The organism is Streptomyces lucensis JCM 4490 (genome assembly GCF_014650035.1).
In the GTDB taxonomy this organism is placed as follows: Bacteria; Actinomycetota; Actinomycetes; order Streptomycetales; family Streptomycetaceae; genus Streptomyces; species Streptomyces lucensis.
On record NZ_BMUE01000010.1, the window covers coordinates 1 to 16,450 of the forward strand.

9 protein-coding genes and 1 pseudogene are annotated in these 16,450 nt (G+C 67.8%); 7 read left to right on the forward strand and 3 right to left on the reverse strand.

From position 1 onward, the window contains the following. From IE177_RS22170 to IE177_RS22195, 6 genes are all read left to right on the forward strand, one after another. Positions 1 to 416 (forward strand): phosphopantetheine-binding protein (locus IE177_RS22170; RefSeq protein ID WP_190017127.1); only part of this gene is annotated, 416 nt, incomplete at its 5' end. 14 nt (positions 417 to 430) lie between these two features. Further along, the gene (locus tag IE177_RS22175) at positions 431 to 664 is read left to right on the forward strand and encodes an MbtH family protein (protein ID WP_190017128.1); all 234 of its coding nucleotides are present in this window, start codon (positions 431 to 433) and stop codon (positions 662 to 664) included. Further along, complete coding sequence (locus IE177_RS22180; RefSeq protein WP_190017129.1) at positions 661 to 933, forward strand: hypothetical protein; 273 nt, start codon at positions 661 to 663, stop codon at positions 931 to 933. Before IE177_RS22175 ends, IE177_RS22180 begins: the two co-directional genes overlap by 4 nt. A 107-nt stretch (positions 934 to 1,040) precedes the next feature. Further along, entirely contained in the window at positions 1,041 to 6,926 is a 5,886-nt protein-coding gene (locus IE177_RS22185; RefSeq protein ID WP_190017130.1) for a non-ribosomal peptide synthetase, read from the forward strand. Positions 6,927 to 6,947: 21 nt separating this feature from the next. After that, positions 6,948 to 9,428, forward strand: a complete 2,481-nt coding sequence (locus IE177_RS22190) for a thioesterase domain-containing protein (RefSeq protein WP_190017131.1) — start codon at positions 6,948 to 6,950, stop codon at positions 9,426 to 9,428. After that, positions 9,425 to 10,705, forward strand: coding sequence for an MFS transporter (locus tag IE177_RS22195; protein WP_190017132.1), 1,281 nt, complete (start codon positions 9,425 to 9,427; stop codon positions 10,703 to 10,705). The genes IE177_RS22190 and IE177_RS22195 overlap by 4 nt, the downstream gene beginning before the upstream one ends. Before the next feature lie 112 nt (positions 10,706 to 10,817). Here IE177_RS22195 and IE177_RS22200 read toward each other — a convergent pair whose 3' ends face one another. Both IE177_RS22200 and IE177_RS22205 read right to left on the reverse strand, forming a co-directional pair. Then, on the reverse strand, positions 10,818 to 12,116 hold the full coding sequence (locus IE177_RS22200) for a Zn-dependent hydrolase (RefSeq protein ID WP_190017133.1): 1,299 nt from the start codon (positions 12,114 to 12,116) through the stop codon (positions 10,818 to 10,820). A 196-nt stretch (positions 12,117 to 12,312) separates the two neighbouring features. Continuing rightward, positions 12,313 to 12,963, reverse strand: coding sequence for an LmbU family transcriptional regulator (locus IE177_RS22205; RefSeq protein ID WP_190017134.1), 651 nt, complete (start codon positions 12,961 to 12,963; stop codon positions 12,313 to 12,315). Positions 12,964 to 13,030: 67 nt separating this feature from the next. On the opposite strand from IE177_RS22205, the gene IE177_RS22210 reads away from it, so the two are divergent. Further along, positions 13,031 to 14,785, forward strand: a complete 1,755-nt coding sequence (locus IE177_RS22210; protein ID WP_190017135.1) for a fatty acyl-AMP ligase — start codon at positions 13,031 to 13,033, stop codon at positions 14,783 to 14,785. A gap of 538 nt (positions 14,786 to 15,323) precedes the next feature. On the opposite strand, the pseudogene IE177_RS35490 reads toward IE177_RS22210, so the two are convergent. Further along, a pseudogene (locus IE177_RS35490) lies at positions 15,324 to 16,443 on the reverse strand (IS256 family transposase); the annotation flags it as partial. Positions 16,444 to 16,450 lie beyond the last annotated feature (7 nt).

Sequence of the window (16,450 nt, forward strand, 5' to 3'; positions counted from 1 at the left end):
CCCACGACCCCACCACCACCCACACACCCCACATCCCCCCGCGCACAGAAGTCGAGGCAGAGCTCGCCGAGATCTGGGAGAAGGTCCTCGAACAGCCGCGGATCGGGGTGCTTGACGACTTCTTCCTCCTCGGGGGGCACTCGCTCCTCGCGACCACGGTCATCGCCGAAATCAGGGGACGATTCGGTGTGAGTGTCCCGGTACGCCGCCTCTTCGAAACCACCACCATCGCCGACCTCGCGGCCGACTTGGAAGAGCGCATCGGCGACCCGGCCGACACCGAGGAACACGATGAGATCAGCGCCCTCGTGGATGAGTTGGAGCAACTCATGGGCGACAGGGCCGAAGACCTTTCCGACGGGCCGCAGCCCCCTTCCGGCAAGCCGTCGAATCCGTCCGCCGCGCCGAACGAATGAGAGGCCCAGTAGCTGTGTTCACCGACGAGAAGGACGCATTCACCTACGTCGTCGTCGTCAACCACGAGGAGCAGTACTCCATCTGGCCGCAGGACAAGGAAACGCCTCGTGGCTGGCGGGCGACAGACAAGGCCGGCGCCAAGGACGAGTGCCTGGAACACATCAGGAAAGTGTGGACGGACATGCGCCCCCTGAGTCTGCGCAAGCAGATGGAGCGTGGTGGCGAGGCGGACGGAGAGCGCGCGTGAGGCCCTACTGCAAGGCATATCGTCTGGGCGAGCTCCGTGCCTTCCCGGAATGGAGCACGCTCGCCGACGGCAGCCAGGAGAGGCTCGGCGCGGACGACATCGTCTACGTCCGGGACGATCTGACCGTGGTGCGCACACCCGTCCTCACCGAGGAGAGTGTGATCCTGGGGCAGGTTACGGCTTCCTGGCGGAGGTTCTGTCTCGGCGTCCTCGGCTTCTCCGTACCTGACGGGACGTCGGCAGCCGCGGCGTCGGGAGCCACGGAATGAGCCGCGAGCCGCGCGCCGGACAGGACGCGGAGCGACTTGCCCGGCAGGTTGCCGCGCTGCCCCCCGCCAAGCGAGCGAAGTTGTGGCGGCGTCTGTGGGAACGCGGAATGTCCACCGCCGTTCTCGCGCCGCACCGTGACCGGGACGGCGAGGCGGAGGCCCCTGCCTCCTTCACGCAGCGTCGCATGGTCTTCCTGCACGGGCTGGACCCGGAGAGCCCGGCCTACAACAGCCCTGCCCAGTTCCTCCTCACGGGCCGGGTCGACACCGGTGCCATCGAGGAGGCGTTGAACGGCATCCTGGCCCGTCACGATGTGCTACGCACCCGTCTGCCGGTCGTGGACGGGGAGGCGGTGCAACAGGTGACGCCTTTCCGGTTCCGGCCACTGCCCGTGATCGACCTGACCGGGCTCTCGCCCGGCGAACGCACCGCGGAGAGCGATCGTCTGGTCCGGGCCGAACAAGGTGACCCCTTCGACCTGGCAGCCGGGCCCCTCGTGCGCTTCCGTCTGGTGCGGCTCGCGGAGGACCAGGCGCTCGTCGTGCTGACGTTCCACCACGCGGTCGTCGACGGCTGGTCCTTCAACGTGCTCTCCCGGGAGTTCGACCATCTCTACGGCGCCTGCTTGGACGACCGGGTCGGCCCACTGCCACCTCTGCCGCTGCAGTACGCCGACTACGCCCACTGGCAACAGGACTGGCTGCACAGCGACGAGGCAGAGCAGCAGATCGATTACTGGGCGACCCAGTTGGCCGACGCCCCCGAAGTTCTGAACCTGCCTGTGGACCGTCGCCGGACGGCGGCCGGCACCCGCCGCGGCGAGGTCCGTCAGTTCCTCCTCCCCACGGCCGTGCGGCAGGCGGTGGAGGAGCTGTCGGCACATACCAGAGCCACCCCTTTCATGGTTCTGCTCGCGGCGTTCCAGGTGGTGCTCGCCCGGTACTGCGGTCAGGACGACATCCTCGTAGGCACGCCTGTGGCCAATCGTCGGTACAAGGAGTTCCACGACCTCATCGGCTTCTTCGTCAACTCGGTCGCCCTGCGCGGCAGGCCACGGAGCGGGATCACCTTCCTGGAGTTCCTCGACGAGACGCGCACGACCTGCCTCGACGCCTACGAGCACCAGGACGTTCCGCTCGACATCCTGGCCAGGCGACTGCATCCCGACCGGGAGCTCGGGCGGAACCCGATCTTCCAGGTCAATCTCGCCTTCCACAACCAGCCGGAGCCGCTCGGCAGCGCTGCCGGCGCCACGGTCACACCGCTGGAACTCGACAACGAGGGAGCCCGCTTCGACCTGGACCTCGTCGTCTCCGAGGTCCCGGCCGGCCTTGAGTGCCGGCTCATCTTCGCGGCCGACCTCCTGGACCGCTCCACGGTGTCCGGCATCGCCGACTCCTTCCAGTGTCTGCTGCGGGCGGCCCTCCAGGACCCACAGCGGCGGCTCGGCGAACTGCTGCTCCTGTCACCCGAGCAGAGCCGCGCCATGACCGAGGCGGCTCACGGGCCACGGAAGGCCTACGCGGGGCCCGAGTGTGTGCACAGTCTGTTCCAGGAGCAGGCCGAGCGCACTCCCGAGGCCGTCGCCGTCCGCGGACCGGGCGGAGAGTGCATCACCTACCGTGAACTCGACCGTGCCACAGAAGCGTTCGCGCACCACCTGCGCTCCCTGGGCGTGCGGCGTGGTTCCCCGGTCGCGGTGCTGCTCGACCGCTCCCCCGACTGCGTCACCGCGCTGCTCGGGGTCCTCAGAGCGGGAGCCGCCTATGTGCCGCTCGACCCGGACTACCCACGGGCCCGCCTGGAGTACATGCTGCGGGACAGCGGGGCTCGGTACCTCGTCACGGACCCGGCTCTGCGGACCGGTCTCGACACGACGGCGTTGAGCGTCACGTCACTCGATGCGCAGGAGTGGACGGACCCGCCCACCGGCGTGCCGGCCCTGCCAGCGCTGACAGGTGACGACCTGATGTACATCATGTACACGTCCGGGTCCACCGGTGGCCCCAAGGGCGTGATGATGGCCCACCGCCAGGTGGTCAACTACCTCCAGTGGGCCGCGGACACCTATGCGGTCGGCTCCGGAGACGGCGTCCCCGTACACTCCTCGCTGAGCTTCGATCTCACCGTGACCAGTCTTTTCGCACCCCTGCTGCGCGGCCAGAAGCTGCTCTTCGACGCGCCTGCCGAGGACGGGACGCCGCCCGTGTACGCGGCCCGCGAACGCACCTGCTCGCTGGTCAAGCTCACCCCCTCACACCTGCGGCTCCTGGAAGGGCACGGCATCGACCGGGAGCGCCACACCTGGACGGACGTCCTCGTCATAGGCGGGGAGGCCTTGGCGGAGGAGCAGCTGGACCGCTGGCGCGACAGCGGGATCCGGCTCGTCAACGAGTACGGGCCGACCGAGACGGCTGTGGGATGCACCGCCTTCGACGCGACGTCGAGGAGCACGCGGACGGGACCGGTGTCCATCGGCACGCCAATACCCAACACCAGCGCCCATGTACTGGACGACCGGATGCGGCCGGTCCCGGACGGCGCCGTGGGGGAGCTGTACATAGGCGGTTCCGGTGTCTCGTACGGCTATCTCGGCCGGGGTGACCGGACGGCCGAGCGCTTCGTCCCCGACCCCTTCTCCGTCCGGCCCGGCGCGCGGCTCTACCGCACCGGTGACCTCGCCCGACGGGGCGAAGACGGGCTCCTGTTCTACCTGGGCCGCGCCGATCAGCAGGTCAAGATCAGAGGCCATCGGATCGAACCGGGTGAGGTCGAGGCGGCACTCGACATGGTGCCGACCGTGCGGCGCAGCGTCGTCGTCGCCGAGGACGAGCAGCTCGTTGCGTTCCTGGAGGTCGACGAGGACGCCGAGCGGACGGCGAAGGCCGGCGACGAGATGGAGGCCGACCGTGTCGGTCAGTGGCGCATGCTCTACAACACCACCTACGGGGACGACGGCGGCGCCGACGACCTGGCGGGCTGGACGAGCAGCTACACCGGCCGGCCGATCGAAGAGCAGGAGATGCAGGCGTGGCTCGACGACACCGTCTCCCGGATCCTCGCCCTCGCACCCCGCCGGGTGCTGGAGATCGGTTGCGGCACTGGCCTGATCCTCACCCGGGTGGCTCCCCACTGCGACTTCTACCGCGGCGCCGATCTGTCCTCCACGGTCGTGGACCATCTCCGTGCCGGCCTGCTCGCCGCTCCACCGGAGGGGCTGGCGCCGGACCGTGTGGAGCTGGTGTCCGCCGCAGCTCACGAGGTACCCGATGACGGGGTGTTCGACACGGTCGTCGTCAACTCCGTCCTGCAGTACTTTCCTTCGGTCGAGTATCTGCTGCGGGTACTCGACCGGGCGCTGAGTGCCGTGTCGGCGGGCGGACACGTCTTCCTGGGCGACGTGCGCAACGCCGACCTGCTCCCGCTGTTCCACACCTCCATCGCCGCACACCGGGCGACGGCGGGTGCGCGGGCCGGGGAGGTGCGCGCCCGAGCCGGTTCGGCGCTGGCAGACGAGGACGAGCTGTGCCTGGCACCGCGGCTGTTCCCTGCACTCCAGGAGTGGCTCCCGCAGATCAGCTCGGTACGGGTGCTGCCCAAGCGTGGGGGGTACCGGAACGAACTGAGCTGCTACCGCTACGACGTGATCCTCACCGTCGCAGGTGAGTCCACGGATGAACCCGACTGGCTCCCGCCGGACTCCGGACTCCACGACCCGGCCCGCCTGGAGGAGCTGCTGAGGCGTGACCGGCCGGCCGTCGTCGGGGTGCCCGCCGTGCCCAACGTCCGGTTGCAGCAGGACCTGGCGTTGCGCACGCTTCTCGACGAGGCCGCGGTGGACAAGCCCGTCGAGGATCTCGTGGCCCGGGCGGTCCGGGAGGCGGGCCCCGGCTGGGAGCCCGAGGCGTTCTGGCAACTGGCCGAGCGCTTGCCCTACACCGTCGAGATCAGTTGGGCCCGTGGTGGCGAGAGCGGGGCCTTCGACGTCGTGCTGCGCCGGAAGGACTCGGTCAGGACACGGCCCGTGCCAGCGGCCCACACCACGGCCCTGCCGTCAAAGCTGCCCCACGCGAGGCGTTATGCCAACGACCCGCTGTGGCGGGCGTCTTGCACCGCTCTCCTGCCCGAGGTCATGGAGGCCCTGCGGGAACGGCTGCCTGCATCCATGGTCCCCTCGCATCTGGTGCCCGTCCGCAGGATGCCTCTCACCTCGAACGGCAAGGCGGACACCGCGGCTCTGCGGCAACTGTGGCGCGTGTTCCGCAGGCAGCGTGAAGGCGGGGACGGTCACGCCCCGGCCGCCGGTCTGCTCACGGACACCCAGCGAACTCTCGCCCGACTGTGGGAGGAGTTGCTGGGCAGACAGGTCTCCGGGCCGGAGGACGACTTCTTCGCCCTGGGCGGACACTCGCTGCTGACCTTCCAGCTGGTCTTCCGCGTACGGAAACTGTTCGACGTGGATGTGTCCACGCGGCTGCCCTTCGAGAAGCCGAGCCTGTCGGCGATGGCGGCGGAGCTGGACCGGCTGCGCGCGGATGGCACCACACCGCAGCCGCAGCCGCTCGGCAGAGCCGAGCGGACATCCTTGCCGCCTGCGTCCTTCGCACAGGAACGCCTGTGGTTCCTGCAGCAGATGGAGCCGGACAGCACCCACTACAACATCCCCGTCTATCTGCGGCTCAGCGGCACTCTCCGCCCGGCTTCGCTGCGCAGCGCCCTGACCGAAGTCGTGCGACGCCACGAGGTCCTGCGCACCGTGCTGGTCATGCACGACGGCAGGCCCTACCAGTCGGTCCTGCCCCCTCAGGAGCTGGAGCTCCCCCTGTGCGACCTGTCCGCTCTGCCTGCGTCCGTGGCCGAGGCGGAGGCCCGTCGGGTCGCGCTGCAGGAGTACGGGCAGCCGTTCGTCCTGTCCGAGCAGCCAGCGCTGCGGTGCCGTCTGCTGCGGCTGTCGGAGGACGAGCACGTGCTGTTGCTGACCGGGCACCACATCGCCTTCGACGGCTGGTCGAGCGGCATCCTCCTGTCCGAGATGGCACGGCTCTACGCGGCACACACGGACACCCGGTCCGCCTCCCGCCCGCTCCTGCCCGAGCCGGAGGTCCAGTACGCCGACTACGCCGTCTGGCAGCGCCGGCTGGCGGACGCGGGGTACTTCGACTCCCTCCAGAAGTACTGGACGGCGCAGCTCGACGGCATCCTCGTCCTTCCGGGTCTTCCGATGGATCACCCGCGCCCGGTCAACCCCGTGCACAGCGGGTACAGCGTCCCGCTCGACATCCCGGCGGATGTGGCCATGGCCGTCCGGGCCTGGTGCCTTCGGCATGACGCGACGCTCTACATGGGCCTGCTGGCGGCCGCGTTCGTCATGCTGCACCGGCGCACCGGAGAGACCGACCTGGTCGTGGGCACCGATGTGGCCGGGCGATCGGACATGGCCACCGAGCGGCTCATCGGCTTCTTCGTCAACCAGCTGGTGCTGCGTGTGGACCTGGGCGGTGCCGCCGACTGGGAGGAGGTGCTGCGCCGGGTGCGTACGACCGCTCTCGACGCCTACGCCCACCAGGACTTCCCCTTCGAACAGCTGGTACGGGCACTCAATCCGCGACGCAGCCGGAACCAGAACCCCTTGTTCCAGGTCAAGGTGGCGCTCGACAACACACCGGCCGTGTACGAGGCGCTGCCGGGACTGACGGTGACGCCCTACGACTTCGATCTGGGAACAGCTCGTTCGGACGTGTCCCTGCAGATGCGCGAGGAATCGGACGGCACTCTGAGCGGAGTCCTGGAGTGCGACGCCGAGCTGTTCGACGAGTCCACCGTACGCGCCCTGCGGGACGACTATCTCGCGGTGATGGAAGCGCTGGCCGGCCTTGCGACGGGTTCCGCGGCAGCCGCGGAACCCGTGAGCAGCCCGGTCGGCGCACGGCCGGGGTGGAGCGGCACGGACCGGGCGGCGAAGCTGCGCCGCCTGAAGCGCTCCGACCGGTAGCCTTCGAGAAGGGAACGTCTCGTGACGGATTTTATCGAGAGCCATCCGCTGTCGGCCCAGCAGGCACATGTGTGGCGGCTCATTCAGGATGGGGCCCAGGCGTACGCCCAGGCGGTGTTCGAGGTCGACGGCCCGCTGGACGGGACACGGCTGCGAGCCGCCGCGGAATCGGTGACACTGCGCCACGGGGCGCTGCGCACCCACTACGACCAGCCGCCGTCCCAGGCGTCGCCGACGGCGGTGGTGCAGCGACAGCCGTCGTTGCTCTGGGAAACGGAGGATCTGTCGCATCTCTCCGCCGACCGGCAGCGTCCGGCCGTGGAGGAGGTCGCTCGCCGCGCACGCGACGGGGCGTCGCGGACGGGGCCGGGTGCCGGCCGGTCGGCATGGTGGGGTACGCACTGTGTGCTGGCCCCCGGGCGGCACGCGATCGTCGTGACCACGAGCCTGCTCACCGCCGACAGCCGTGCCTTCGAGGTACTTCTGAGAGATCTAGTTCACGCCTACGAGGCCCAACCCCAGCCGGAAGTCTTGCAGCTCGGCCAGTTCGTGCAGTGGCAACGTGAGCTGGCCGACGAGGAGCTGGAGGCGGTGGCCGACGCGGATGCCCTCTGGGAACGACGGGCTCGCACGACACAGCCGGTGCCGGCTCGACCGGGGCTGCCGGGCGATCCCGGCGACGGCGACGACACGGTGGCCGGGTCTTTGCCCGCCCTGCCCCTGGACCGGGCGGTGGTGGCAGCAGCCGCCTCGTTGGCCGATCGGTGCGGCGTCCGTCCCGAGGCCGTGTTCCTGGCCGCGTGGCACTTACTGCTGTGGGAGCTCACCGGCTCGGGCTCGACCACGGTCGCCACTGCCTTCCCAGGGCGCGCCTACGATGAACTCGAAGACTGCCTGGGTCATCTCGTCAGGTGGGTCGGAGTGCGTGCCCGGGCCCAGGGAGCCGACACCTTCGAACAGGTCGTTTCCGGTGTCGGCCAGGAGCTGTCCGCCGTGGAGGAGGTCGAAGACTGCCTCGTCGATTCCTATGCGAGGTCGGACCCGCCGCGGTGGACCGCGGCCTTCGAGTGCAAACGCGGGCCGGTCCACGAGACCGGAGCGACGACCTGGCGCGTCGTCGAGGACACGGCGGAGTCCGTGCGGTACGACGTAAAGCTGGAATGCCTACTGGGTCCCACCACGGCGGGCATCGTCGTTCGAACCCCCGGGCGGTTCGCGAGCGTGGACCTGCGGACCGTCGCCGAGCGCTACGGCGCCGTCCTCCGCCAGGTGCTCGCCGACCCCGGTGCCCGCTTGCGCCGCGGCGACCGGACGGGGCGCGAAGAAGTCGGGCCCGCCCGGCAGCAGGAGCCGCGGCAGGGTGCGGCGGAGCCGTGCGATGCGGTGGAAGCCGCTGTGGTGGGGATTTACGAGGAGTTGCTGGGGGTCGGTCCCGTCGGTGTCGATGACGACTTCTTCCACCTCGGTGGCCATTCCCTTCTGGCGGTCCAACTGATCGCGCGAGTCGGCGCGTTGTTCCACCTGGAGCTGCCCGTATCGGTATTGTTCGACGCCGCGCACGACGACGCCTCCGAGGGCGCCACGCCACGGCATCTCGCCGGCGTGGTGCGGAACACGCCGGCCGGGACGGGCCTCGACGGGAACTCGCCGGCCAGCCGGCCCAGGAACTCGCTGGTGGCTCTTCGCCGCGGGGGCGGTCCCGCGCTGTTCTGCATCCCTCCTGCGGGAGGCGATGTCACCGGATTCCGTGACCTCGTGAGGACACTGTCGGGAGGCTTCGCCGTGTACGGTCTGCAGCACCCTGCGGTCGACGGCGTGCAGGAGCCGAGCGTCGAACGGCTTGCCGCGACCTGTCTCGACGAGATACGCAGGGTCCTGCCGCGCGGGCCGTTCCACGTCCTCGGCTGGTCGATGGGCGGGCTCGTCGCCTTCGAGGTCGCCGCTCGCCTGTCGACGCTCGGTGAGGACATGGCAGCGGTCACGCTTGTGGAGAGCTACCCGGCGGAATGTCTTCCCGCGTACGACACCTTCGGGATCGTCACAGGCGTCGCCGAGGAGCTGGACCGACTGGCGGGGCGCCCGGTCGTGTCCGGTCTCAACGAGCTGCGCGAAAAGCCCGTCGACGCCGGGATCGATGCGCTGTTCCGGCAGGCGGAGACGAGCGGCGTCCTGCTGACGGAGCAGGAGAAAAAGGCGCTGCTGCAGCAACTGACCCTGCTGCGCGCCCATGTGAGCGCAGCTCAGGAGTACCGGCTCGGTTCGTACGACGGCCCGGTCACCCTGATCCAGGCCGCCGACGAGGAATCCGGTCTGCGGGAGCGGTCCGCCCAGCTCTGGCAGCGGGCAAGCCGGGGCCGCTTCGAGCGGCACACCTTGCCGGGTGGCCACTTCTCGCTGATGCGTGAGCCTCACGTTCACGCTGTCTCCCGCCTCCTGCAAAAGTCGCAGGAATCAGCGGTACTTCCCGCTGAGAACGTCCGAACTGGAGATGCGCGTAGATGAACGAGGCACCAGAAGGCAGCAGGGACAACTCCCCGGCGAGGGAATCGGAGAAGCCGTCTTCGCCAGCCGACCGGCCGCGGCTCACAAAGTCATTCTGGCTGGTGTGGTGGGCGTCCACCATCTCCACGCTCGGGGACGGGATCCGCTATGTCGCCTTCCCGCTCGTTGCGGCGACGTTGACCAAGGACCCGCAGGCCGTTTCCCTCGTCTTCGCCGCGGGCTACCTCCCATGGCCCCTCTTCGGACTCGTCGGCGGCGCCGTCGCGGACCGAGTCGACAGACGGCGCCTGATGTGGACGGTCGACTCGGCACGAGGCGTGTTCGTCGCCGGATTTGCAGTACTGGTCCAGTTCGCCGACCCCCATGTCGCGGCTCTGGCGGCGCTCTCCTTCGCGCTTGGAGTCGCGGAGACGTTCTTCGACAACGCCGCGTCCGCCTTGGTGCCCATGGTGGCGGAAAAGGCCGTGCTGGAGCGTGCCAACGCATGGCTCTTCTCCGCCCAGACGGTGATGTCGACCCTGGTGGGCGCCCCTCTGGGCGCCGCCCTCTTCGCATGGTCACCGGCATCGCCGTTCACGGCGGACGCCTTGACGTTCGTCACCGCCGCACTCTTGGTGTTCGCGCTGCACGGCAAATTCACGGTACGCACCGAGCCCCCGAGGACGACCATCCGGCGGGACATCGCCACCGGGCTGCGCTGGCTGGCCCGCCACCGCCTCCTGCGCACCATGTGCACCTTGGTCATGGTCAGCAACGCAGCCCTCGCCGCAGCCGAGGCCGTACTGGTCCTCTACACCCTGAAGGTACTGCGCATGAACGGCTTCGGGTACGGGCTACTCCTTGCCGTCCTGGCCGTGTTCGGCGTACTGGGCTCCGCCTTGGCGGAGCAGTTACGCAGGACGACCAGCCTCAGGACGGTCCTCGCCGGATCAACACTCGTCCAGGCATGCGCGTACACGTCCGCCGGCATCACCTCCAACCTGCCGGCCGCAGTGTGCGCCTTCGCGCTGGTCGGCTTCGGCGGCGGCGTGTGGAACGTCGCCGCCGTGTCGCTGCGACAGGCCAGTGTGCCGCCGGAACTTCTGGGACGGGTCACGAGCAGCTACCGGACGGTGGGGCTCCTCGCCATGCCGGTCGGCGCGGGACTCGGTGGGACGTTGGCGACCCACTACGGCCTCCACGCGCCGTATCTGGTGGGCGGGACAATCCTCATGGTCACCACGTTGCTGTGTCTCCCCGGGTTGCGGGCCGAGGAGTCGGCCGCTTCCGCCGGCTGACCGTTCTCGGACATCCGGAACGCGCACAGACGCACGAGCGCGCCGGCTCCTGGCCGTCCGCCAGCCCGACCGCCCGCACGGTCGGGCCGGCCGGCCGGCCGGCCGGAGCAGGTTATGCGGCACTGCCCCGGGTGAGGGCGAGCACGGAGTTCAGCAGCACGTCGGCCCCGTTGACCAGGTCCTCGGGTGCCGTGTACTCCTGCGGAACGTGGCTCAGTCCGTTCTGGCTGGGCACGAAGATCATGCCGAACGGTGCCGCACTCGCCATCACTTGCGCGTCGTGCCCGGCTCCGCTGGGCGTGGTGGTGTGCGTGAGCCCCAGCCGAGAGGCCGCCGTCGCGACGATGTCACGAATGCGCGGATCAGCGCACTCGGGGTCGATGCGCAGGGAGGGATTCGCGGTGACCTCGCAGCCCGTCTGCTTCCCTATCAGGGCGACCTCGTCCAAGAATTCCCGCTCCGCCGTGACGAGTCGCGACCGACTTCCGTCCCTCAGCTCAGCGGTCAACGACACGGCGCCGGGGATGACGTTCGTCGAACCTGGCTGCAAGGACAACCGACCGACGGTCGCGACTCTGCACAGTTGCCGCTCCGCGGCGAGGCGTTCTGTTGCCTGAACGATGTGACCGGCGGCGACGAGGGCATCCCGGCGTCCTGGCATCGGAGTGGTACCGGCATGGCCGGCCTGGCCGGTGATGTCGACGTCGATGACGGTACGACCCACGATCGAGTCGACCACCCCGATGGGAAAGCCGGTCCGCTCCAGCACGGGCCCCTGCTCGATGTGCAGCTCCAGGTAGGCCGCGATCGATCCCTGCGGCCAGGCTGCGGTCTCCAGGGCGTCCAGATCTCCCCCTGCCAGCCGCAGAGGCTCACGCAGCGACAGGCCGTTCAAGTCCCTTGGGTCCCGCGGCAAGTCGTCGATCCTGCCGGTCAGCGACAGTGACCCCCAGAAGGGCTGCTGGAACAACGCGCCCTCCTCGTTGCTGAACGCGACCGCCACGGGCGTCAGAGCGGTCTCGACGCCGGCCTCGTCGAGCCTCTCCAGCACCTCCAGCGCGCCGACCACGCCGTACGCCCCGTCCAGCCGACCGCCGTCCTGTACGGTGTCCAAGTGCGAGCCGAAGAGCACGCTGCGGCCGGTGGACGGCCCGTGAGCCCGCCGCATCAGTACATTGCCTGCGGGATCGACATTCACGACGAGTCCTGACCGGCGTGCCTCGTCAGCCAGGTAACGCTGCGCATCCCTGTCGGTAGCGCTGAAGCCGAGCCGGGTGACACCGCCTTCCGGGGTCGCGCCTATCCGCGCCAACTCGTCGATCCTGCGGAGCACACGTTCTGCGTTAACGCGAAGAGAAGAATCGGAATTACCCATTCCGATGTTTTCGGCTCCCTGATGCCGACTGCGCATGCCTCGCTACCTTCCGTAGGAGTCACCAAGTTTCCTTCGGCGCATTTCTCCGACCCATCGCCGACTCTTGTCTCGCCGGCGAGACGGCAGGCACCGCGACACCCAGAGATCCGCCCTTTCGACTGACAGATTGCCACTGCTCCAATATTAGTCCATCCACACCGGAGACCGAATCCGCGAATACCGATTTCCAGCCTTACTCTTTCAATGCATCCTGGACGGCATTATCAAGGACATGTGCCATCCAATCCTCCAGGGACCGATTGCTCTGGTCGGCCGTGTCCTGCCACCTCCTCACCCGGACCTCGTCCATCCGCAGGTGCACCTGGACTTCGCGGACATCGACCTCCTCCACCTCGGAGGACTCACTCGCCTTGATCTGCCTCCTCAGCTCGTTGCGAGACCATTTGAAACGAACAGCGAAATCAAGCCAGTGATCCTGGTCTTCCCATGGAAGAGCAGCCACCTCCACATGATGCTGGAAGGTAAGTTCTTCACGGCGGCGCGAGGGCTTGAATTTTCGCGCTATCCAAGCATAATTACGGAGCGTCTGATAATCGAGCGAGGTTTGCTTCATGGCCTGCCGGTAGCGGTTCGCATACTGCTCCTGGCCGAACACGAGCCAGTCCCCGATCCACCAGGCGGACGAGTCCGAGACAGTCAGGATCCTACCGCCGAGCTCGCACCACGAGTCGAGTGACAGATCCTCAGGGAGCCGAAGGCCGGTTCGGCCGGCCAGTGCGTCCAGCTCAAATCGTGAAATACACCCAAGTTGCCCTGCTCCCGACTCCGCAGAACCCTTGCGAGTTCCCGCCCTATGTGCACCAGACTTTCCAGACACCGCCATTGCAGCTCCTTGTAAGGTTTCCGAAACCCGAGGGCGACCCAACTGTGTGCTTCAGGAGGTTCAGACAATGAATGAAGCGTCGACCCGCTTCTCTGACGACGTCACGTGGGCAGACGTTCTCCGACTGCATGCTGCTCTGCACGCCGACGAGGTCGCGTACACCATGCTCGCCGGTCAGAATTCGGCAAAGGACGTGACGTACGGCGTTCTCGAGGAGCGTGTTCGCGCTCTGTCGTCCCAGCTACAGCGCATGACCGGACCCGGCGATCGGGCGCTCCTGTTCCTTCCGCCCGGCCTGGAATTCGTCACTGCCCTCCTGGCCTGCTTCCACGCCGGAGTAGCGGCCGTCCCCGTGCCGTACGCGGACTCGCCGTTCGGCGTCGACGGTCAGCTCACCCGGCTCAAGGCGATCACCGATGATGCCGAGCCTTCCGTCCTGCTGACGACGTCCACATACGCCGGAGCGGTCCGAGCAAATGACAACGGGCCGGATTTGTCCATTCCGCGCATTGACGTCACGGCCCCCCGCCCAGGAATCCCGGCCGACTCGCCTGCTCGCCGAGTCAGCCCGGAGGACATCGCCCTGCTTCAGTACACGTCCGGTTCGACCAGTTCGCCGAAGGGGGTGATGCTGACGCACGGCAACATGACCGCGAACCTCACGAGCCTGACTTCGAGCCTGGGCAGGGACCAGTGGACTTCCGAGGCCGACAGCCGACTCGTCGCCGTCACGTGGCTCCCCCCCTTCCATGACATGGGCATCGCCGGACTCCTCCTCCCTCTCCTGCTCGGCGGTCACTGCGTCGTCATGGCCCCGTTGACGTTTCTCATGCGCCCGATGCGCTGGCTGGAGGCCGTTTCCACTTATGGCGCCCAGCTCACCGGAGCGCCCAATTTCGCCTTCGAACTGTGCGTGGATCGCATGTCCCCGGAGCAACGAAAGACTATTGACCTGAGCCGGCTGCAAGTCGTCGTCATCGGAGCCGAGCCGGTTCGGGCGCGCACCCTGAACAGGTTCGCCGATGCCTTCCAGGTGAGCGGGTTCCACCCGTCGGCCTTCATGCCGTCCTACGGGCTGGCCGAGGCCAATGTCTACGTCAGCGGAAAACGCGAAAGGGACGGATACAGAAGCCTTAGCATCGACGCAGGCCGCCTGGAGAACGAAGGGCTTGTCACCCCTGCGACGGAGGGAGCACCAGAGCGCGTTCTGGTGTCCAACGGTCCACCGCCCGGTGACATCGACGTACGAATTGTCGACCGTGACACTGGTGCCGTCCGCCCGGACGGCCGGACGGGCGAGATCTGGATATCGGGCCCCAATGTCGGGCTCGGCTACTGGCGAGATGCGGAGCGTACCGAACGTACATTCCGGTCGCGTATCGCCGGCGGTGAGGGCGCCGACTGGCTGCGCTCGGGCGACATCGGTTTTCTGCAGGACGGTGAACTGTATGTGACCGGGCGGGCGGACGACCTGGTCTTCGTGGACGGACGCAATATTCATCCTCAGGACGTCGAACTCACCGTGACCGACAGCCATGACGCACTGCGAGAAGACATGGCAGCCGTCTTCACCGTGACAGGAGGCGACGAGGCGACGGTGGTGGCGGTGGCGGAAACGACATGGCGCGCCCTGGAAGACGGAGATGCAGTCAAGGAAGCAGTCGTGCGCGCAATACGGGTCAAAGTCAGCGAAGCCCACGCGATCGGTCTTTCGGATGTCGTCTTGCTCCGACGTGGAACCCTTCCTCGGACTACGAGCGGCAAGGTCCAGCGACGTCAAGCGCGACGCCTGTATCTGAGCAACGGACTCAAAGCCTGGTAAAGATATGCTGTATCTATTCATCCTGTTTCATGGCTGACGAGGGTGGGGGGTTCCAGCACGAGCCGGATCTGCTGGGGCGCCCTTCACCGTAAACACCGGCGGGGGCGTCAGGCCGATACAGGGGCGCATACTCGGGTTCTGCCTCAGCCTCTGCGTGCGCAGTCATCCTGCTTAGTGCGTCAACGGCGTGTCAACCATCATCATGTTCACACACAGGGTGCGTCGTGCGTCTCGGGCCCACTTGTGTAAGCGAAATCAGAGGGTGACTGAAGCATGGTCTTCCCAGGTCAGCAACTCATTTGACCCCTAGGCCAGCCGAACGGCGAGCCTCCGTCCTCTAGACAGCAGTCGAAGGCGATCAAATGTCACCAGAGGAGGCCGGAATCCCTGCTTCATGACAGCAAACGCAAGGTACTGTGACTTCATTGATCGATCATCATGCAGCGGTGGCGCTCCAGAAGCACAGCTTGTGCGTATGTATTCTTCGCGGCTCAACCGAGAGTTCCGTGCTCTTTAGGGAAGGCTGTGGCATCGTCGGTCACCTTCGGGTCACGTCCGCTGGAGTGGTGTATTGACGGCCACGCGGTGATCTCTTTGGTTCGGTCGGGAGGACGGTGTCGTCGGTTTCTGACTCGATCGGGTGGAGTCGGGCCTTGGCGAGTAGGTCGAGTCCCATGTAGCGGCGGCCCTCGGTCCACTCGTCGTTCTGTTCGGCCAGCACCGCGCCGACGAGCCGGATGAGGGCGGTGCGGTCGGGGAAGATCCCGACCACGTCCGTGCGGCGGCGGCCTTGTTCAGCCGCTCCTGCTGGTTGTTCGACCAGATCTGCCGCCAGATCTCGCGCGGGAACGTGGTGAAAGCCAGCAGGTCGTGCTGGGCGGCGTCCAAGTAAGCTGCTTCTTTGGGGAATTTGGCATCCAGCGCGTCCAGCACATGTCGCATCTGGGCCTGGACGGCGTCGGCATCGGGCTGTTGAAGACCGTCCGCAGCAGCGTGGCCACCCACGGCTGGGCAGACTTCGGCACCTGACTCAGCAAATTCCGGGCGTAATGCGTGCGGCATCGCTGCTAGGAAGCGCCGGGCAGGACCGCGCCGATCGCGTTCACCAGGCCGGTGTGGGCGTCGGAGATGACCAGCTGGACGCCGGACAGGCCGCGGGCGGTCAGGGAGCGCAGGAAGGCGAGCCAGCCGGCGCCGTCCTCGGCGGTGGCGACGTCGATGCCGAGGATCTCGCGGTGCCCGTCGGCGTTGACGCCGACCGCGATCAGCGCGTGGACGTTGATGATGCGGCCGCCCTCGCGGACCTTCTGGGTCAGCGCATCCACCCAGACAAACGCATACGGGCCGGTGTCGAGGGGCCGGTTGCGGAACGCGGTGACCTGCTCGGCTAGGTGCTTGGCCATCGCGCTGACCTGGGACTTCGACAGTTGGGTCACGCCGAGGGACTCGGCGAGCTTCTCGACTCTGCGGGTGGAGACGCCGAGCAGGTAGGCGGTGGCGACCACCGAGATGAGGGCCTGCTCGGCCCGCCGGCGTCACTCCAGCAGCCAGTGCGGGAAGTAGCTGCCCTGCCTCAGCTTGGGGACGGCGAGTTCGACGGTGCCGGCCCTCGTGTCCCACTCGCGTGGGCGGTAGCCGTTGCGGTGGTTGACGCGTTCCTCAACG